At 68.9% G+C, this 18,332-nt stretch carries 18 protein-coding genes; 12 read left to right on the top strand and 6 right to left on the bottom strand.

The features are described from left to right. The first annotated feature begins 8 nt into the window (after nucleotides 1–8). Nucleotides 9–473 (top strand): dUTP diphosphatase, encoded by a 465-nt coding sequence (gene dut, locus D3H54_RS18020; protein WP_149380203.1) that lies wholly within the window; start codon nucleotides 9–11, stop codon nucleotides 471–473. Next, the gene (locus D3H54_RS18015) at nucleotides 473–1,255 is read left to right on the top strand and encodes a DUF3710 domain-containing protein (protein ID WP_149380202.1); all 783 of its coding nucleotides are present in this window, start codon (nucleotides 473–475) and stop codon (nucleotides 1,253–1,255) included. Before dut ends, D3H54_RS18015 begins: the two co-directional genes overlap by 1 nt. Here the strand turns inward: D3H54_RS18015 and D3H54_RS18010 are convergent, their stop codons facing one another. Continuing rightward, the gene (locus tag D3H54_RS18010) at nucleotides 1,256–1,960 is read right to left on the bottom strand and encodes an alpha/beta fold hydrolase (RefSeq protein ID WP_149380201.1); all 705 of its coding nucleotides are present in this window, start codon (nucleotides 1,958–1,960) and stop codon (nucleotides 1,256–1,258) included. It abuts the gene before it with no gap. 122 nt (nucleotides 1,961–2,082) lie between these two features. On the opposite strand from D3H54_RS18010, the gene D3H54_RS18005 reads away from it, so the two are divergent. The 3 genes from D3H54_RS18005 to D3H54_RS17995 are packed head-to-tail and all read left to right on the top strand — an operon-like array spanning nucleotide 2,083 to nucleotide 4,594. Beyond that, nucleotides 2,083–2,454: an OB-fold nucleic acid binding domain-containing protein gene (locus tag D3H54_RS18005; RefSeq protein WP_036338547.1), complete on the top strand. Its 372-nt coding sequence runs from the start codon at nucleotides 2,083–2,085 to the stop codon at nucleotides 2,452–2,454. Next, nucleotides 2,451–3,170: a DUF3159 domain-containing protein gene (locus D3H54_RS18000; protein ID WP_432246341.1), complete on the top strand. Its 720-nt coding sequence runs from the start codon at nucleotides 2,451–2,453 to the stop codon at nucleotides 3,168–3,170. The genes D3H54_RS18005 and D3H54_RS18000 overlap by 4 nt, the downstream gene beginning before the upstream one ends. A gap of 2 nt (nucleotides 3,171–3,172) precedes the next feature. Continuing rightward, nucleotides 3,173–4,594: an MFS transporter gene (locus D3H54_RS17995; RefSeq protein WP_149380200.1), complete on the top strand. Its 1,422-nt coding sequence runs from the start codon at nucleotides 3,173–3,175 to the stop codon at nucleotides 4,592–4,594. Here D3H54_RS17995 and D3H54_RS17990 read toward each other — a convergent pair. After that, entirely contained in the window at nucleotides 4,591–5,274 is a 684-nt protein-coding gene (locus D3H54_RS17990; protein ID WP_036338541.1) for a potassium channel family protein, read from the bottom strand. The genes D3H54_RS17995 and D3H54_RS17990 overlap by 4 nt on opposite strands. Then, entirely contained in the window at nucleotides 5,274–5,951 is a 678-nt protein-coding gene (locus tag D3H54_RS17985; RefSeq protein ID WP_115319526.1) for a potassium channel family protein, read from the bottom strand. Before D3H54_RS17985 ends, D3H54_RS17990 begins: the two co-directional genes overlap by 1 nt. 87 nt (nucleotides 5,952–6,038) lie before the next feature. On the opposite strand from D3H54_RS17985, the gene D3H54_RS17980 reads away from it, so the two are divergent. The 4 genes from D3H54_RS17980 (at nucleotide 6,039) to dxs (ending at nucleotide 12,575) form a co-directional block, all read left to right on the top strand. After that, complete coding sequence (locus D3H54_RS17980; protein ID WP_149380199.1) at nucleotides 6,039–8,033, top strand: APC family permease; 1,995 nt, start codon at nucleotides 6,039–6,041, stop codon at nucleotides 8,031–8,033. Between the two features lie 7 nt (nucleotides 8,034–8,040). After that, nucleotides 8,041–9,237, top strand: a complete 1,197-nt coding sequence (locus D3H54_RS17975) for a class I SAM-dependent RNA methyltransferase (RefSeq protein ID WP_149380198.1) — start codon at nucleotides 8,041–8,043, stop codon at nucleotides 9,235–9,237. A gap of 67 nt (nucleotides 9,238–9,304) precedes the next feature. Further along, the gene (nhaA, locus tag D3H54_RS17970) at nucleotides 9,305–10,630 is read left to right on the top strand and encodes a Na+/H+ antiporter NhaA (RefSeq protein ID WP_149380197.1); all 1,326 of its coding nucleotides are present in this window, start codon (nucleotides 9,305–9,307) and stop codon (nucleotides 10,628–10,630) included. A 28-nt stretch (nucleotides 10,631–10,658) separates the two neighbouring features. Then, nucleotides 10,659–12,575 (top strand): 1-deoxy-D-xylulose-5-phosphate synthase, encoded by a 1,917-nt coding sequence (gene dxs, locus D3H54_RS17965; protein WP_149380196.1) that lies wholly within the window; start codon nucleotides 10,659–10,661, stop codon nucleotides 12,573–12,575. On the opposite strand, the gene D3H54_RS17960 is transcribed toward dxs, so the two are convergent. From D3H54_RS17960 to D3H54_RS17950, 3 genes are read right to left on the bottom strand one after another with little or no spacing between them, the layout of a single operon-like run. Further along, complete coding sequence (locus D3H54_RS17960; protein ID WP_286198917.1) at nucleotides 12,572–13,072, bottom strand: phosphate-starvation-inducible PsiE family protein; 501 nt, start codon at nucleotides 13,070–13,072, stop codon at nucleotides 12,572–12,574. The two genes, dxs and D3H54_RS17960, sit on opposite strands and share 4 nt — an antisense overlap. A 51-nt stretch (nucleotides 13,073–13,123) precedes the next feature. After that, the gene (locus D3H54_RS17955; protein ID WP_149380194.1) at nucleotides 13,124–14,398 is read right to left on the bottom strand and encodes a ribonuclease D; all 1,275 of its coding nucleotides are present in this window, start codon (nucleotides 14,396–14,398) and stop codon (nucleotides 13,124–13,126) included. Nucleotide 14,399: 1 nt separating this feature from the next. Next, nucleotides 14,400–14,936 carry a DUF3000 domain-containing protein gene (locus D3H54_RS17950; protein ID WP_232077762.1) on the bottom strand — a complete coding sequence of 179 codons (537 nt, stop codon included), beginning with the start codon at nucleotides 14,934–14,936 and terminating at the stop codon, nucleotides 14,400–14,402. Between the two features lie 198 nt (nucleotides 14,937–15,134). On the opposite strand from D3H54_RS17950, the gene hemE reads away from it, so the two are divergent. The 3 genes from hemE to hemQ are packed head-to-tail and all read left to right on the top strand — an operon-like array spanning nucleotide 15,135 to nucleotide 18,293. Then, nucleotides 15,135–16,184 carry a uroporphyrinogen decarboxylase gene (hemE, locus tag D3H54_RS17945; protein WP_149380193.1) on the top strand — a complete coding sequence of 350 codons (1,050 nt, stop codon included), beginning with the start codon at nucleotides 15,135–15,137 and terminating at the stop codon, nucleotides 16,182–16,184. Between the two features lie 19 nt (nucleotides 16,185–16,203). Further along, nucleotides 16,204–17,559 carry a protoporphyrinogen oxidase gene (locus D3H54_RS17940; protein ID WP_149380192.1) on the top strand — a complete coding sequence of 452 codons (1,356 nt, stop codon included), beginning with the start codon at nucleotides 16,204–16,206 and terminating at the stop codon, nucleotides 17,557–17,559. A 29-nt stretch (nucleotides 17,560–17,588) separates the two neighbouring features. Continuing rightward, nucleotides 17,589–18,293 carry a hydrogen peroxide-dependent heme synthase gene (hemQ, locus tag D3H54_RS17935; RefSeq protein ID WP_149380191.1) on the top strand — a complete coding sequence of 235 codons (705 nt, stop codon included), beginning with the start codon at nucleotides 17,589–17,591 and terminating at the stop codon, nucleotides 18,291–18,293. Nucleotides 18,294–18,332 lie beyond the last annotated feature (39 nt).

Here is an 18,332-nt window from a genome sequence, read left to right as displayed (position 1 = left end):
TTCGCATCGTGCCGACCAGTCTCGCGGTGGTTCGCCTCGACCGCGATCTCCCAATGCCCAGCCGCGCCCACGACGGCGACGCGGGCGTGGATTTGTTCAGCGCGCAGGACGTCGACCTGGCGCCCGGTGAGCGCGCGCTGGTGGCCACCGGCATCGCCGTGGCGATTCCGCACGGCATGGTCGGACTGGTCCACCCGCGCTCCGGTTTGGCTGCGCGCGTTGGCCTTTCGATCGTCAACAGCCCCGGCACGATCGACGCCGGTTATCGCGGCGAAGTCAAGATCTCGTTGATCAACCTCGACCCCGCGACGCCGATCACGATCCGGCGTGGCGACCGCATCGCCCAACTGCTGGTCCAGCGGGTCGAACTTCCAGAGCTGGTCGAGGTGGCCTCGTTCGACGAGGCCGGACTGGCTGACACCACCCGTGGCGAAGGCGGCCACGGATCCTCCGGCGGACATGCGAGTTTGTGATGGCATTCGGCAGACGTAAGAACGAATCAGACACCGGCGCGGACGAGACTGCGCAGGCCGCGGTGGTCCAGGACCCCGCTTCCGACGACGTCGACGACACCGACGACGGTTACGACGGCGGCCCGTTCGACATCGAGGACTTCGACAACCCGGCCGACGCCGCCGAAGCCCGCCTGGACCTCGGTTCCGTGCTGGTGCCGATGCCGCCCGCCGGGCAGATCCAGGTGGAGATGAACGAGGTGGGTGTGCCCAGCGCGGTCTGGGTGGTCACGCCGCACGGCCGGTTCACGATCGCCGCCTATGCGGCGCCGAAGTCGCCCGGGCTGTGGCGTGAGGTGGCCAGTGAGCTGGCCGACTCGTTGCGCAAGGACAACGCGCAGGTCTCCATCGAAGACGGCCCGTGGGGCCGCGAGGTGGTCGGCACCGGGGCCGGCGTGGTGCGCTTCATCGGCGTCGACGGCTATCGCTGGATGATCCGCTGTGTGGTCAACGGCGCGCCAGAAGCCATGGCGAACCTGGTCGCCGAGGCGCGAGAAGCGTTGGGCGACACCGTTGTTCGTCGCGGCGACACCCCGCTGCCAGTCCGCACCCCGCTCCAGGTCCAGCTGCCCGAACCGATGCTCGAGCAGCTGCGTCAGGCCGCCGCCCAGCAGGCTCAGATGGCGGCCGCACAGCAGGCGATGATCCAGGAGCAGCAGGGCCAGGCCCAGCCGCCGACCGAGCGCCGCAGCGCATCCGGCTCGGCGATGCAGCAGCTCCGCAGCTCCTCCACCGGCGGCTGATCAGCCGCCGGCGTCGGTCAACGCCGCCAGACATGCGGAACCCAGTAGCTCCGGCTTCGGCCCGAAGTCGTCGAGGCTGACCGTCCGCAGGGCCGCCCGCGGCGCCGCCGCCACCCATTCCAGCGCCACCTCCAGCGGATGGATCGGGTCGTCGGTAGCCCCCACCACACCCATTGGGACACTGAGGCGTTCCATCTCGGCGATGCTCGGCGCGATGTACTGCGCCGCGTCCTCCATCGCGTCGGGCAGATCCGGCCACTGACCGAGCCAGCTTCGGGCCAGCTCGTCGGCCAGCCAGGCGGGGCTGGAGGCGCGCATCTGCGTGGTGGTGGCCACCAGACCCTCGGTGCGCAGTTGATGCGCGGTGTGACGGGCCGACAGCGCGGCCGGAGCGGATTGGGCTGCGCCGCTCCACGCCGGCAGCGCGGCCAACACCGCGACCGCGTGGCTGGGATGGGCCAGTGCCCAGGCCAGCGTCACGGCCGCGCCGATGGACACCCCACCGACGATGATCGGGCCGTTCCGAGCGGCGTCGTCGAGCGCGTCGAGGTAGCCGGCGATCAGCCGGGCGGGCTGCGGGGCAGGCGTGGTGACCACCGCGCCGACACCGTGCAGGGGACCGGCGAATGCCCGGTAGACGTAGTCGTCATCGCTTCCCGTGCCGGGCAGCAGCACCGCCGTGACACCGCGAAAAGTGATCGTCATCTCATGATCGTGCCCTGTGACGTATGAGCAACGCCCGCCGCGGGTATGCCACGTGGCGTTAGTCAACCAAGAGGTCTACCGTTGCGTTGGCATTGTGATCCGCTGGAGTATCAGGAGAGGCCATGGCTACGGCCGAAAGTTTCGTCCGACGTCTGACTCGTCGGCTGACGGAAGACCCTGAGCAGCGCGACGTCGAGGAACTCACCGACGAAGCCGCCGGCACCGGCGCCCAGCGAGCAATCGATTGCCAGCGAGGCCAAGAGGTGACCATGGTGGGCACCCTGCGCAGTGTCGAGACCAACGCCAAGGGCTGCGCCGGCGGCGTGCGCGCCGAGCTCTTCGACGGCACCGACACCGTCACGCTGGTCTGGCTGGGACAGCGTCGTATCGCCGGCATCGAGTCGGGTCGAGCCCTGCGGGTGCGTGGCCGACTGGGCACCCTCGAGAACGGCACCAAGGCCATCTACAACCCGCACTACGAGATCCAGACTTGAGTCGTCCCGTCGAAGACAGCGATCGCAGTCAGGACGCGGCGGCCGACACCCCGGCGGTGACCCCCGAGGAGAAGACACCCGCTCAGGCGCTGCTCGCTCAGATGGGCGGCGTCAGCGGCCTGATCTACTCGGCACTGCCGGTGGCGGTGCTGGTCCCGGTCAACACCGCCTTCGGTCTGGTGCCCGCCATCAGTGCCGCGCTCGGCGTCGCCGCGCTGATCCTGGTGTGGCGGCTCTACCGCCGCGATTCGGTGCAGCCCGCCATCTCGGGGTTCATCGGCGTAGGGATCAGCGCGCTCATCGCCTGGTTCGTCGGGGCGTCGAAGGGTTACTTCCTGCTGGGCATCTGGACGTCGCTGATCTGGGCGGCGGTGTTCGCGCTGTCGGTGGTCATCCGCCGGCCCGTCGTGGGGTACGCCTGGAGCTGGATCAGCAACAAGGACCGCACGTGGCGGGGTAACCGGCGCGCGGTATTCGCCTTCGACGTCGCGACGTTGACCTGGGTGCTGGTGTTCGCCTCCCGGTTCGCGGTGCAACGCCACCTCTACGACGCGGACCAGACCGGCTGGCTCGGCGTGGCCCGAATCGCGATGGGCTGGCCGCTGACCGCGGTGGCCGCGCTGGTGACCTACCTGGCGATCCGCGCCGCACAACGCGCCATCCACGCCGCCCACGCACGCAGCCACGACGGCGACGTCGCGCCCGCCGAAGACTGACTGTGGTTGCGCGCGACGACCGTCTGCTCGTCGCCGTCGCAATACTCGCGTCCTTCATCGCCTTTCTCGACAGCTCGGTGGTGAATCTGGCGCTGCCCGCCATCAGCGCCGAACTCGGCGGCGGCCTGGCCATCCAGCAATGGGTCGTCGACGGATACCTGCTGACGTTGGGCGCCCTGATTCTGCTTGCCGGTACGGTCTCCGACACCTTCGGACGGCTGACGGTGCTGCGCGCCGGGCTGGTGGTGTTCGGCGTCGCCTCACTGCTGTGCGCGGCCGCACCCAGCGGACTGGTTCTGGTCATCGGCCGCTGCATCCAGGGACTCGGCGCCGCGTTTCTGGTCCCCAGCTCATTGGCCATGCTCAATGCCCGGTTCACCGGCGCCGAACAGTCCCGGACGATCGGGGTCTGGACGGCCTGGACCGGCACCGCATTCGTGATCGGGCCGCTGCTGGGTGGTGTGCTCGTCGAAACCCTGGGCTGGCGGTGGGTGTTCGCCGTCAACGTGGTCCCGCTGGCGGTCACGCTGCTCCTCACCGGCAAGCTGACCGATCAGACCCCCCGCACGGATGCGCGGATCGACGCCGTCGGCGCGGTCCTCACGGCGGTGGGGTTGAGCGCGACGGTCTTCGCGATGATCGAGCAGCAGCGGCTGGGCTGGCACGATCCGGCCATCGTCGCCGCGCTGATCGTCGGGCCCGCCAGCCTGATCGCGTTCGGCTGGTGGGAACGCCATGCCCGCCATCCGATGCTGCCGCTCGCGGTCTTCTCGGCGCGCAACTTCACGGTCGGCAACCTGGCCACCGTGTTCCTCTACGCCGGTATCTCGCTGGGCCAGCTGCTGGTGGCGTTGTTCTTGCAGGAGGTCGGGGGACTGTCGCCCGCTCAGGCCGGTCTGGCGACACTGCCGGTGCCGGTCCTGTCGTTCATGTTGGCGGCCCGGTTCGGCGAGCTCGCGGGCCGCTACGGCCCGCGCCGCTTCATGGCCGTCGGACCGTTGATCGCCGCGGCGGGGTTCGGCTGGATGGCGATCGGCGCAGGCAACGTGTGGCTGCAGACGCTGCCGGGCATGGCGCTGTTCGGGGTGGGGCTGTCGGTCGCCGTGTCCCCGCTGACCGCCGCGGTCCTGGCCGCGGTCGCGCCGTCGCACAGCGGTATCGGCTCGGCGATCAACAATGCGGTCGCCCGGGTGGCGGGCTTGATCGCGATCGCGTTCACCTCTGTGATCGTCGGTGGCGCAATGACTTCCGACGGCTTCCGCCAGGGTGTGGTGACTGCGGCGGTGCTGCTGGTGATCGCGGGCATCATCGCGGCGGTGGGCATCCGCGACGGCGTGGCTGCGTTGTCCGCCGAGTCGTCGGCCGCGGCGGCGGCGTGCCACGACCGGGACGGGCCGCCCCCGGCGCCCGCGTACCGGGACTAGCCGGTCGAGGCGGACAGCACGGTCTTGCGCAGCTCGTCTTCCACTTCCGGGGCAGCCACGAACAGCAGCTCGTCGCCCCCCTCCAGCGGCTCGTCGGCTTCGGGCACGATCACCCGCGGTCCGCGCAGGATCGTCACCAGCGTGGCGTCCCGCGGCAGGATCAGCTTGCGTACCGGTCGTCCGCCCCACGGGGTGTCGTCGGGCAGGGTGATCTCGACGAGGTTGGCGTGGCCCTGGCGGAACTGCATGAGCCGCACCAGGTCGCCGACCGCGACAGCTTCCTCGACCAGTGAGGCCAGCATCCGCGGCGTGGACACCGCCACGTCGACGCCCCACGAATTGTCGAAGAGCCACTCGTTGCGCGGATCGTTGACCCGGGCCACGACGCGCGAGACCGCGAACTCCGTCTTGGCCAGCAGCGACAGCACCACGTTCGCCTTGTCGTCACCGGTGGCGGCGACGACGACGTCGAACTCCTGCAGGTGCACCGACTCCAGCAGGCTGATCTCACAGGCGTCGCCGAGCCGCCAGTGCGCGGCGGGGATGGCGTCCACGTCGAGGTGCTCGGCGTTGCGCTCGATGAGCGTCACGTCGTGCTCGCTCTCGAGCAGTTCGCGGGCAATCGACCGGCCGACGGCGCCGGCCCCGGCGATCGCCACTTTGAGCCGTTTGTCGCCCATCAGTGCCCCTCTCCGACGTCAGGGCCCGGTGGCAGCGCGGCGATGGCCAGCGCTTCGGCGGCGCGCCCGGACACCGCCGCGATGTACACCTGGTCGCCGGCCTGCAGCACGGTCTTGGGCTCGGGCAGGATGCCGGTGCCGAACCGGACCACGAACGCGACTCGCGCGCCGGTCGCCTCCTCCAGCGAGGTGAGCCGGTGACCCACCCACCCCTCGTGCAGCGCCACTTCGGCGACGGCCATCGTGCCGGTGGGATCCCGCCATTTGGTGGTCTCGGTGTCGCGCACCAGCGCGCCCAGCAGGCGGTCGGTGGTCCACGGCACGGTGGCCACCGTCGGGATGCCCAGCCGTTCGTAGACCGCGGCGCGCTTGGCGTCGTAGATGCGCGCGACCACGCGCTGCACACCGAACGTCTCGCGGGCGACGCGCGCTGAGATGATGTTGGAGTTGTCGCCGGAGGACACCGCGGCGAACGCATCGGCGTTCTGGATTCCCGAGCGCAGCAGAACTTCTCGGTCGAAGCCCATGCCCAGCACCCGTTCACCGGAGAAGTCCGGGGACAGCCGGTGGAACGCCGTCGGGTCCCGGTCGATGATCGCCACCTCGTGGCCTATCCGGGACAGCGCGTCGGCCAGCGAGGCGCCGACGCGGCCGCATCCCATCACCACTACCCGCACCTGGTGTCCTCTCGACTTTGGCGTGCGCCGACCCGACCGTATGGGGAACGCTACAGCCAAATCGGCGAAGGCCTACTCTTGGCACTCGTGTCTAAGCTTTCGACCGCCACACGTCGGCTGGTCCTGGGGCAGCCGTTCCGCAGCGACAAGCTGAGTCACACGCTGCTGCCCAAGCGCATCGCGTTGCCGGTCTTCGCCTCCGACGCGATGTCGTCGGTGGCGTACGCCCCGGAGGAGATCTTCCTGGTGCTCTCGGTGGCGGGGCTGTCCGCGTACGCCATGGCGCCGTGGATCGGGGTGGCCGTCGCGCTGGTGATGCTCGTGGTGGTGGCCTCCTACCGGCAGAACGTGCACGCCTATCCCTCCGGTGGCGGCGACTACGAGGTGGTGACCACCAACCTGGGCCCGACGGCCGGTCTGACGGTGGCCAGCGCGCTGCTGGTCGACTATGTGCTGACGGTGGCGGTGTCGATGGCCTCGGCGATGTCGAACATCGGCTCGGCGATCCCGTTCATCGCCCAGCACAAGATGTGGTTCGCGGTTGTCGCGATCGTGCTTCTGACCGCGGCGAACCTGCGCGGCATCCGCGAGTCGGGCACCGCGTTCGCGATCCCGACCTACGCGTTCATCGTCGGCATGTTCATCATGCTTATCTGGGGCTTCGTCCAGATCTACGTGCTGGGCGACGATCTGCAGGCCGAGTCGGCCAAGTTCACGATGCATTCCGAGCATGGCGATGTGATGGGTTTCGCGCTGGTATTCCTTGTCGCCCGTGCCTTCTCGTCAGGCTGTGCGGCACTGACCGGTGTGGAAGCGATCAGCAACGGCGTGCCCGCGTTCCGTAAGCCCAAGTCCAAGAACGCGGCCACCACGCTGCTGCTGCTGGGCACGATCGCGGTGGCGCTGCTGATCGGCATCATCGCGCTCTCCACCAAAATCGGGGTGAAGATCGCCGAGCGGCCTGCCGAGCAACTCGGGGGCGCCCCAGCCGACTATCACCAGAAGACGTTGGTGGCCCAGTTGGCCGAGACGGTGTTCGCCGGCTTCCCGCTGGGCCTGTTGCTGATCACCGGTGTCACCGCGCTGATCTTGGTGCTGGCCGCCAACACAGCGTTCAACGGCTTCCCGGTGCTCGGCTCGATCCTGGCCCAGGACCGCTACCTGCCGCGCCAATTGCACACTCGCGGTGACCGGCTGGCGTTCTCCAACGGCATCCTGTTCCTGGCGCTGGCCGCGATCGCGTTCGTCGTCGCGTTCCGCGCGGAAGTCACCGCCCTGATCCAGCTCTACATCGTCGGCGTGTTCGTGTCGTTCACGCTCAGCCAGATCGGCATGGTCCGGCACTGGACGCGCCACCTGCGCACCGAAACCGATCCGCGCGTCCGCCGGCACATGATGCGCTCACGGGTGATCAACACGATCGGCTTCCTCGCCACCGGCGCCGTGCTGATCGTGGTGCTGGTCACCAAGTTCGTCGCCGGCGCGTGGATCGCGATCCTGGCCATGTCAAGCCTTTTCATTCTGATGAAGGCGATTCACAAGCATTACGACACCGTGGCCCGCGAGTTGGCCGAGCAGGAAGCCGAGCAGGGCGACGTGGTGCTGCCCAGCCGCAACCACGCGGTCGTGCTGGTCTCCAAGTTGCACATGCCGACATTGCGCGCACTGTCCTACGCCAGGGCCACCCGGCCCGATGTGCTCGAGGCCATCACGGTCAACGTCGACGACTCCGAAACCCGGCAGCTGGTCCACAAGTGGGAAGACAGTGACATCACCGTCCCGCTGAAAGTCGTTGCCTCCCCGTACCGTGAGGTCACCCGTCCGGTACTCGACTACGTGAAGCGGATCAGTAAGGAAGCGCCGCGCACGGTGGTGACGGTCTTCATCCCGGAGTACGTGGTCGGGCACTGGTGGGAGCAGGTGCTGCACAACCAGAGCGCGTTGCGACTCAAGGGCCGACTGCTGTTCATGCCGAATGTGATGGTGACTTCGGTTCCGTGGCAACTCAATTCGTCGGAGCGTGTGCACGAGTTGCAGTCGCAGAACGCTCCCGGCAACGTACGACGGGGCTTCTTGGAGTGAATCGACAGTGAGTCAGGGGGACACGGTCGAGCTGGAACTGACCACCGGCGCGGCCGCCAACGGGGGTAGCTGCGTGGCACGCCACGACGGCCGGGTGGTGTTCGTCCGGTACGCGCTGCCCGGGGAAGTGGTGCGGGCCCGGGTGACCGGCGACCGCGGATCCTATTGGCACGCAGAGGCAATCGAGATTCTACAACCGTCACCGGACCGGGTGGAGTCACACTGCCGGATCGCCGGCGTCGGCGGGGCCGGCTGCTGCGATCTGGCGTTCACCACGCCCGAGGCGGCTCGGGTGCTCAAGGGGCAGGTGGTGGCCAATCAGCTGGCCCGGCTCGGTGATTTTCACTGGGACGGGGTGGCCGAGCCGCTCGGTGACGGCGCGGCCCGTGGCTGGCGCACCCGGGTGCGGCTGGACACCACGGCTGCCGGCCAGGTGGGTTTTCATCGCTATCACAGTTCGGAACTCGTCACCGAGTTGGACTGCGCGCAGTTGCCGCCCGGCATGCTCGACGGACTGGCCGACATGGCGTGGGCGCCTGGGGCGCACGTGCACGTGGCCGTCGACGACGACGGTGACCGGCACGTCGTGCAGTCCGGGCCGCGGTCGGGCCGCAAGATCTCGACCCGGGTCGTCGAGGGCAATTACGAAGCGGTGCAACGGGTCGGCGACCGGACGTGGCGGATACCCGTCACGGCGTTCTGGCAGGCGCACCGCGACGCCGCCCGGGTGTACAGCGGCCTGATCGGTCAGTGGGCGCAGCTGGACGCCGGGATGACGGCATGGGATCTGTACGGCGGCTCGGGTGTCTTCGCGGCGGCACTCGCCGAAGGTGTCGGCGACACCGGTCAGGTGGTCACCGTCGACACCTCGCGCGGTTCGTCGCGGGCGGCGCACGCGGCGCTGGCGGACCTCGAGTGCGTCTCGGTGGTCACCGACTCGGTTCGGCGGGCACTGAGCGCACAGCCAAAACGCGCTGACGTCGCGGTGCTCGATCCGCCCAGAGCCGGTGCCGGCCGGGAGGTCATCGAGCAGCTGGCGACCGCCGAAGTCCCGCGGGTGATCCACATCGGTTGTGAGGCAGCATCATTCGCCCGCGACATCGGGCTCTATCGCAAGCACGGCTACACCGTCGAGGAACTGCGGGTGTTCGACTCGTTCCCGCTCACTCATCACATCGAGTGCGTTGCGATACTCAGCCGCTAGACTCTGGCCCCAGGTGTGCCGGGAAGTCTGGTCGGCAGTGAATTCCCCATGCCCGTCGATGAGGTGAATGGTGGCCGACCCTAAGCCGTTGCGACCGCGCGCCCTGCTCAGCCGGGGATCGTGGTCGGAGACATCCCGCGTCAGCACGATCCTGCGCAAGGAGACAGTCGGTGGCGCGCTGCTGCTGGTGGCGGCCGCGACTGCCCTGATCTGGGCCAACTCACCGTGGTCGGCGGCGTACCACCGGCTCGGGCAGCTCCACGTCGGCACCGACCGGCTGGGCCTGCACCTCGACCTGACCCTGGGCGGCTGGGCGGCCGACGGGCTGTTGGCGATCTTCTTCTTCGTCGTCGGGCTCGAACTCAAGCGGGAGTTCGTCGCAGGCGATCTGCGTGATCCCGGTCGGGCTGCGCTACCGATCGCCGCCGCGGTGGGCGGCATGGTCGTACCGGCCGTGATCTTCGTCTCCTTCACGCTCAGCGAGGGCGGCGGTGCGGCGCGAGGCTGGGCGATCCCGACGGCCACCGACATCGCGTTCGCGGTCGCGGTGCTGGCCGTGCTGTCCACCCACCTGCCCGGGGCGCTGCGCACGTTCCTGCTGACCCTGGCCGTCGTCGACGACCTGCTGGCGATCACGGTGATCGCGATCTTCTACACCGAGAAGATCAATCTCACCGCGCTGCTGGTCGCACTGATCCCGCTGGCGCTGTTCACGGTGCTCGTGCAGCGCCGGATCCGGTCCTGGTGGCTGCTCGTTCCGTTGGCCGCGCTGACCTGGGCCTTCGTCCACGAGTCCGGCGTGCACGCGACGGTCGCAGGGGTGCTGCTGGGTTTCGCCGTGCCGGTCATGCGCAGCGCGGCGGCCGGCGGTCCGGAGGCCGGGCCCGGGCTGGCCGAGCATTTCGAGCACCGGATGCGCCCGGTGTCGGCGGGCTTCGCGGTGCCGGTGTTCGCGTTCTTCGCCGCCGGTGTGACCTTCGGTGGCTATGACGGTTTGATAACGGCGCTGTCCGATCCGATCGCGATGGGCATCGTCGCCGGGCTGGTGGTCGGCAAGACAGTCGGGGTGTTCGGCACCACCTGGGTGCTGGCCGCGGTGACCCGTGCCCGGCTGGACTCGGCTTTGCGCTGGATCGACGTGTTCGGCATGTCGCTGCTGGCCGGGATCGGGTTCACGGTGTCCCTGCTGATCGGCGAATTGGCCTACGAACCGGGCTCCGAACGCCACGACGTGGTGAAGGTCGCAGTGCTGGCAGGAAGTTTGCTGGCGGCCCTGCTGGCGTCGATCGTGCTGCGCCTGCGCAACCGGCATTACCGCCTGGTGTGGGAGCTGGAAAACCGCGATCTCGACAACGACGGTGTGCCCGACATCTACGAGTCTGGACAGGACTGATCTCTACTACGGTGCGTAGACTGGCCAGATGCTTGAACAGGTTCGCGGCCCCGCAGATCTGCAACACCTGTCCCAGGCCCAGCTGACAGATCTGGCTGCTGAGATTCGCCAGTTCTTGATCCACAAGGTCGCTGCCACGGGCGGCCACCTCGGGCCGAATCTCGGTGTTGTCGAGTTGACGTTGGCGCTGCACCGGGTCTTCGACTCTCCGCACGATCCGATCATCTTCGACACCGGCCATCAGGCTTACGTGCACAAGATGGTGACCGGCCGTGCCGCCGACTTCGAGACGCTGCGCAAGAAGGACGGCCTCTCGGGGTATCCCGCGCGTGCCGAGAGCGAGCACGACTGGGTGGAATCCAGCCACGCGTCGGCAGCCCTGTCCTACGCCGACGGCCTGGCGAAGGCCTTCGAACTGACCGGACATCGCAACCGGCACGTGGTGGCCGTGGTGGGCGATGGTGCGCTGACCGGCGGTATGTGCTGGGAAGCCCTGAACAACATCGCCGCCGCCAAACGGCCGGTGATCATCGTCGTCAACGACAACGGACGGTCGTACGCGCCGACCATCGGCGGGCTGGCCGATCATCTGGCCGGGCTGCGGCTGCAGCCGGGCTATGAGCGGGTGCTGGAACGCGGCCGGGTCGCCGTGCGTGGGATGCCCATCATCGGCGAGGCCTGCTACCAGGCCATGCACAGCGTGAAGGCCGGTATCAAGGACGCGCTGTCACCGCAGGTGATGTTCACCGACCTCGGTCTGAAGTACGTCGGCCCGATCGACGGCCATGACGAGCATGCGGTCGAGACGGCGCTGCGCCATGCCCGGGGCTTCAAGGCGCCGGTGATCGTGCACGTGGTCACCCGCAAGGGCATGGGGTATGCACCGGCCGAGAACGACGAAGCCGAGCAGATGCACTCCTGCGGCGTCATCGATCCCGACACCGGGCTGGCCACGAAGTCCGCCGCACCCGGTTGGACGTCGGTGTTCTCCGATGCGCTGATCTCGTACGCCGCCAAGCGGCGCGACATCGTGGCGATCACCGCGGCGATGCCCGGCCCGACCGGGCTGTCGGCATTCGGTGAGCGCTTTCCGGACCGGCTGTTCGACGTCGGTATCGCCGAGCAGCACGCGATGACCTCGGCGGCCGGGTTGGCGATGGGTGGCCTGCACCCGGTGGTGGCGATCTATTCGACGTTCCTCAATCGCGCATTCGACCAGATGATGATGGACGTCGCGCTGCACAAGCTGCCGGTCACGATCGTGCTGGACCGCGCCGGAATCACCGGCAACGACGGTGCCAGCCACAACGGCATGTGGGATCTGTCGATCCTGGGCATCGTTCCGGGCATGCGGGTGGCCGCGCCGCGCGACGGCGCCCGCCTACGAGAAGAACTCGGCGAGGCACTCGAAGTCGACGACGGCCCGACCGCCATCCGGTTCCCCAAAGGCGAAGTGGGCGAAGACATTCCGGCACTCGAGCGGGTGTCGGGTATGGACATTCTGGCCCGCCCGGCCGACGGCCTGAGTCAGGACGTCTTGCTCGTGGCGGTGGGTTCGTTCGCGCCGATGGCACTGAAAGTGGCGCAGCGACTGCGCAATCAGGGCATCGGGGTGACGGTTGTCGACCCGCGCTGGGTTCTTCCGGTGCCCGACGGGATTGCGCCGCTTGCCACATCACACAAGCTGGTGGTGACGATGGAGGACAGCGGTGTGCACGGTGGCATCGGCTCGTCCGTCTCGGCTTTCCTGCGCGCCGCAGGCATCGACGTGCCGTGCCGCGATCTCGGTGTGCCGCAACAGTTCATCGACCACGCCGGCCGTGGTGAGGTGCTCGAGGAGATCGGCCTGACCGAGCAGAACATCGCCCGTCAGGTCACCGGCTGGGTGGCCGCACTCGGAGCGCTCGACGAGAGCGTCGCCGGCGCTACCGAACAGGTCGACTAGGCAGGGTCCGACTTCGCCGGCTGGCGGTGCCGCCGCACCCACACGGCTGAGGCCACTACCAGTACCAATACCAGCCCGCCGAGCACACCGGTCTGGACGATCGCGCGGGCGAACTGCGGGCCGTCATCCAGGAGTTTGGCCGCCTCGACCGACTGAACCACGATCTCCTTGAGGCATGCCAAGATTCCCACCACGAGGAACGGTTCCACGGCGATTTCGTGGGAGCGCAGGCTGGTTCGCACAGCGTAGAGCAGCTCGACGAAGATGAAAATCAGCAGTAGTCCGTCGAGCAGTTCGAGCATCACCGTGCTCGTCGCCGCGTCGCGGAGCTTGAGCAGCGTCGTGATCTGCGCGACCAACAGACTCACCGATCCCGCGATGAGCAGGACCGCGATAGCCCAATACAAGACATCCTCGACCACGCTGAGAACCCGGTCGGCCAAGCGTTGCCGCTCCTGCTCGTCCGGCGTTTCGTCGATGGTCTGATCCTCGCTCACCGATGGCCAGGTTAGCCGGTCGGCAGCGAACATGTTCCGAACCGCGAACAGTTACCCGGAATCGGCCTGGGTCAGCACCTGAGCCAGCGCGGGCACCACGAGTGACCGCTGCCACGACCGCGCCCCGCCGTCGCGCAGGACTGCCTCGATGGCCCCGCTGACGTCGCCGGTGTCCTGCCAATCCCAGCACAGCCTGCGGACGAGTTCGGGGGAGACCAGGTTCTCGGTGGGGACGTTCACCCTTGCCGAGAGCTCGGCGAGTGCCGCACGCGCGGCGTCCAGCCGGGCGGCCGCCTCGGGTTTGCGTTTGGCCCAGCGCACCGCCGGCGGCGGCCCGTTCTGCGGTTCGGCGCTGTCGGGCGGGTCGGGATTGGTGCGGGCGGACTCCAGGGCCGCCAGCCAGACGTGGGCGCTGCGGCGCTGTTTGTGCCCGCCGAAGATCGGCAGCTTGGTCAGTTCCTCGACGGTCTTGGGGTCGGCGACGGCTGCGGCGATGATCGCCGAGTCCGGCAGGATCCGTCCCGGGGCGATGTCGCGGCGGCGGGCGATCTGATCGCGCACCGTCCACAGTTCGCGCACCGCGGCCAGGGCTTGGCGGTTGCGGACTTTGTGCAGCCCCGATGTGCGCCGCCAGCGGTCGCGCCGGGTGGGGGTGGCCTCGGAACGGCGAAGATGCTCGAATTCTTCTGCGGCCCAATGGGATTTGTCTTGCTCCTTGAGCACGCCGTCGATCGCGTCGCGCAGGGCGATCAGGACTTCGACGTCCAGTGCGGCGTAGTTCAGCCACTCGTCGGGCAGCGGACGTTTGGACCAGTCCGCCGCGCCGTGCCCCTTCGCGAGCCCCAGTCCGAGCAGGCGTTGCACCATCGCTGCCAGGTTGACCCGCTCGAATCCGGCCAGCCGGCCGGCCAATTCGGTGTCGTACAACGCGGGCGGGTGCATCCCCACCTCGGCTAGGCAGGGCAGGTCTTGATCGGCGGCGTGCAGGATCCATTCGTCGTCGGCCAGCACCTCGGCCACCGGCCGCAGCACATCGATAGGACTGCTGCCGTGGTTGACCGGGTCGATCAGCACGGTTCCGGCGCCGGTGCGGCGAATCTGGATCAGGTAGGCGCGGTTGGAGTACCGGAAACCCGACGCGCGCTCGGCGTCGACGGCGAACGGTCCGCTGCCCTTCGCCAGCTGGTCGGCGGCCCGGGCGATCTCGTCGGCGCTGACCGACAGCGGCGGCACACCCTCGGACGGGCTGAGCAGGGGAGTCGCCTCGGGAATGTCCTCGGCTGCGGCATCGGGCGCCGTGGTCGCGGCGTCATCGTCTGGTGTCATGTCAGGCGCGGGAGCGGGAACCCAGGTCCGTCACTCCCACCGGCGGCAGACCGGCGGCGTGTTCGAGGACCTCGCAGAATGCCTGGACGTGTGTGTCGAGCGCCATGGTGGTGGCGGTCCACGATGCGCGCATCTCGAGCTGGTGGGCGCGGGGCGGACCGGAGATGTCGCCGTAGCGCACCGAGGTGGTGGCCGTGACGGTGCCGCCGAGTGCGGTGACGTGTTCGGAGCGGCTTTCCAGGGCGTCGACAAGCCAGCTCCAGGCCACCTCGGGCAGCAGCGGGTCGACAGCCTCGCTGGAATCCAAGTCGGCCTGGATATAGGCGACCAGTCGCATGGTGCCGTCCCAGGCTTCCGAGCCCTCGGGATCGTGCAGCAGGATCAGCCGGCCGAACGCATCGCCGTCGGAGGTCTCCGGGACGATCTCGGTGTCGGGGTGCTTGACCTCGGCGCCCAGCGCATAGCTGTACGGCGCGAGACGTTGAGGTGGACGGATCGGACCGAGTTCGATCTCCGCCCGTACCTGAGCGGTGTTCATCGCCGCCACCGCCTCGCGGAAAAGCGCGGGTTCCGCAGTGGTCACGGCGATTGACGCTAGACCTATCGTCGAGGCCGGGCGGGCAGGCGCGCCGATTTGGTGTGATCCGGCGGGCAGGAGCGGAGCGACTCGGGGATGGGCTCCGGCGGGCTGAGGGCTCATGGGCCGGGCTGATCGGACCGTGGCAGCATGGACGCGATGAGTACCCGTCGCCAGCTGCCCGAGGCGCCCTATCTGGCCGCCGCCACTGGCCGCAAACCCAGCCGCATCCCGGTCTGGTTCATGCGGCAGGCCGGCCGATCGCTGCCCGAGTACCGCGAACTGCGGGCCAAGAACACGATGATGCAGGCCTGCTTCGACCCGGCCCTGATCAGCGAGATCACCCTGCAGCCGGTGCGCAGGCACGGGGTGGACGCGGCGATCCTGTTCTCCGACATCGTGGTACCGATGCGTGCCGCGGGAATCGGCCTGGACATCGTCCCCGACGTCGGCCCGGTGATCGACAACCCGGTGCGGACCGCGGCCGATGTCGCCGCGCTGAAAGGTCTTGAGCTGCAGCGGGTCAGCGCTGTCTCGGATGCGGTGGAGTTGCTGGTCGGTGAACTCGGTGAGGTGCCGCTGATCGGTTTCGCGGGCGCCCCGTTCACGCTGGCGTCCTACCTGGTCGAGGGCGGGCCCAGCAAGCTGCACGAGCGGACCAAGGCGATGTTGTTCGCCGACCCCTCGACATGGCACGCGCTGATGGGGCTGTTGACCGACCTGACGATCGCCTTCCTGAAGGTGCAACTCGACGCCGGCGTCGACGCCATCCAGGTCTTCGACTCGTGGGCGGGCACGCTGTCGCTGGCCGACTACCGGACCCACGTGCTGCCGCACAGCTCGCGGGTGTTCGCCGCGTTGGCCGACTACCGGGTGCCGATGACGCATTTCGGGGTGGGCACCGCCGAGCTGCTGGGTGCCATGGGGGAGGCCGGAGCGACGGTCGTGGGCGTCGACTGGCGCACCGCGCTGGCCGACGCCGCCCTGCGGGTGGGCCCGAAGCTGGCGCTGCAGGGCAACCTGGATCCGGTCGTGCTGCTGGCCGGCTGGCCGGTCGTCGAGCAGGCGGCGCGAGCGGTGGTCGACGACGGCAGGCTGGCGGTCGATGCCGGCGCGGCGGGGCACATCTTCAACTTGGGGCATGGGGTACTGCCGCCCACCGATCCCGGGATCCTGACCGATCTGGTCGCACTGGTGCACTCCTTGTGAGCGGAGGGCAGGGGCGGGGATTGCGGTGAGGTATTGCGTTGTCGGGGGCGGCATTTCGGGGTTGGTCGCGGCCTATCGGCTGCGCATGCTGGCCGGCCCGGATGCCGACATCACCCTGTTCGACCCGGCCGACCGCCTCGGTGGGATCCTGCGCACCGAACGGATCGCCGGCCAACCGATGGACATCGGTGCCGAGGCCTACGTGGTGCGCCGCCCCGAGGTGCCGGCACTGCTGACCGAGCTCGGCCTCGCCGGGCGCCAGATCAGCACCACCGGGGTGCGTCCCACCATCTACAGCCAAGGTCGCCTGCATCCGCTGCCGGCCGACACCGTCAACGGCATCCCGACGTCCGCCGCGTCGGTGACCGGCCTGGTCGACGACGCGACGATCGCGCAGATGGCGGCCGAGCCCAGCCGGCCATTGCACTGGCGGCCGGGCTCCGACCCGGCGGTCGGTGCCGTGGTCGCCGACCGTTTCGGCGACCAGGTCGTCGCCCGCTCGGTCGACCCGATGCTGTCCGGTGTCTATGCCGGCTCGGCGGCCACCATCGGGATCCGTTCCGCGGTGCCCACGGTGGCTGCCGCTCTTGACGCGGGCGCCCCCAGCCTCACCGACGCGGGCCGCCGCGCATTGCCGGGCAGCACGCAGGGCCCGGTTTTCGGTGCCATCGACGGCGGCTACCAGGTGTTGCTCGACGCGTTGGTGGCACGCAGCCGGCTGCAGTGGGTGCAGACGTCGATACAGCACATTGCACGCGACGGGACCGGGTGGAGCCTGCGCGATGACGACGGCCGGCAGTGGGGTGCCGACGGGGTGATCGTCGCGGTACCGGCTCCTCGGCTCGCGCCGCTGGTGGCCGACATCGCGCCCACCGCCGGCGCGGCGGCAGCTCGGATTCCGGTCGCCTCCGCAGCGGTGCTGGCGCTGGCCGTCCCCGGTGGGACACCCCTGCCTGCGCAGTCCGGTGTCCTGGTCGCGACCGGAGAACGCTTGCACACCAAGGCGATTACGCTGTCCACCCGCAAGTGGGGATCGCGCGGCAACGCCGAGTTGTTGCGGCTGTCGTTCGGGCGCTTCGGTGATGATCTGGCGCGCACGACGTCGGACACCGAACTGCAGAGCTGGGCGCTGGCCGACGTGTTGACGGTGTTCGGGATCGCGGTCGATCCGGTCGATGTGCGGGTGCACCGCTGGCTGGACGCGATGCCGCAGTATTCGCCCGGGCATCGCGAGCTGGCCGCGGGGCTGCGCACCGGGCTGCCGCCCACCCTGGCGATCGCGGGCAACTACCTCGACGGCATCGGGGTGCCGGCCTGCGTGGGCGTGGCGGGCCGCGCGGCCGAGGCTGTGGTGGCCGCCACCATCCGCCGATAGGCGAACTGCTGCGTGGCACGATAGGTGCCATGGCCAAACTGGACTTCGACGAGCTCAACGCCACTATCCGTTACGTCATGTTCTCGACCTTCGCGGCGGAACCGGGCGAGCTGGGCTTCGACGAAGAAACCCGCGCCGCCGTCGCCGACGAGACGGCGACCTTCCTCAAACAGCAGGAGGACAACGGCGTCGTCGTACGGGGTATCTACGACGTCGCGGGTCTGCGCGCCGACGCCGACTTCATGTTCTGGACGCACGCCGAGCGGATCGAGTCCTTGCAGGCGACCTACAACGACTTCCGCCGCACCACAACCCTGGGTCGGGCCGTCACCCCGGTGTGGAGCGCCGTCGCCCTGCACCGGCCCGCGGAGTTCAACAAGAGCCACATTCCGGCGTTTCTGGCCGGCGAGGAGCCCGGTAACTACGTCTGCGTCTACCCGTTCGTGCGTTCGCTGGACTGGTACCTGCTGCCCGACGAAGACCGCCGCAAGATGCTGGCCGACCACGGCATGGCCGCCCGCAGTTACAAGGACGTGCGCGCCAACACCGTGCCTGCCTTCGCGCTCGGCGATTACGAATGGATTCTGGCGTTCGAAGCCCCTGAGCTGTACCGCATTGTCGACCTGATGCGCGACTTGCGCGCCACCGAAGCCCGTCGGCACGTGCGCGAGGAAGTCCCCTTCTTCACCGGTCCGCGGATCGGTGTTGAGGAATTGGTCGCCAAACTGCCCTAGCAAACGAGCCCGCATACTTCCCGCTCGGGGGCCGATAGT

This window comes from Mycobacterium sp. ELW1, assembly GCF_008329905.1.
Lineage (GTDB): Bacteria > Actinomycetota > Actinomycetes > Mycobacteriales > Mycobacteriaceae > Mycobacterium.
This window is presented reverse-complemented; position numbering and strand designations above follow the sequence as displayed.

Bases quoted from the DNA above. Each gene is read 5' to 3' on its own strand.
- D3H54_RS18015 (WP_149380202.1), top strand. From the start codon at position 473: ATGGCATTCGGCAGACGTAAGAACGAATCAGACACCGGCGCGGACGAG.
- D3H54_RS18010 (WP_149380201.1), bottom strand. From the start codon at position 1,960: ATGACGATCACTTTTCGCGGTGTCACGGCGGTGCTGCTGCCCGGCACG.
- D3H54_RS18005 (WP_036338547.1), top strand. From the start codon at position 2,083: ATGGCTACGGCCGAAAGTTTCGTCCGACGTCTGACTCGTCGGCTGACG.
- D3H54_RS17990 (WP_036338541.1), bottom strand. From the start codon at position 5,274: ATGGGCGACAAACGGCTCAAAGTGGCGATCGCCGGGGCCGGCGCCGTC.
- nhaA (WP_149380197.1), top strand. From the start codon at position 9,305: ATGGTGGCCGACCCTAAGCCGTTGCGACCGCGCGCCCTGCTCAGCCGG.
- dxs (WP_149380196.1), top strand. From the start codon at position 10,659: ATGCTTGAACAGGTTCGCGGCCCCGCAGATCTGCAACACCTGTCCCAG.
- D3H54_RS17955 (WP_149380194.1), bottom strand. From the start codon at position 14,398: ATGACACCAGACGATGACGCCGCGACCACGGCGCCCGATGCCGCAGCC.
- D3H54_RS17950 (WP_232077762.1), bottom strand. From the start codon at position 14,936: ATGAACACCGCTCAGGTACGGGCGGAGATCGAACTCGGTCCGATCCGT.
- hemE (WP_149380193.1), top strand. From the start codon at position 15,135: ATGAGTACCCGTCGCCAGCTGCCCGAGGCGCCCTATCTGGCCGCCGCC.
- hemQ (WP_149380191.1), top strand. From the start codon at position 17,589: ATGGCCAAACTGGACTTCGACGAGCTCAACGCCACTATCCGTTACGTC.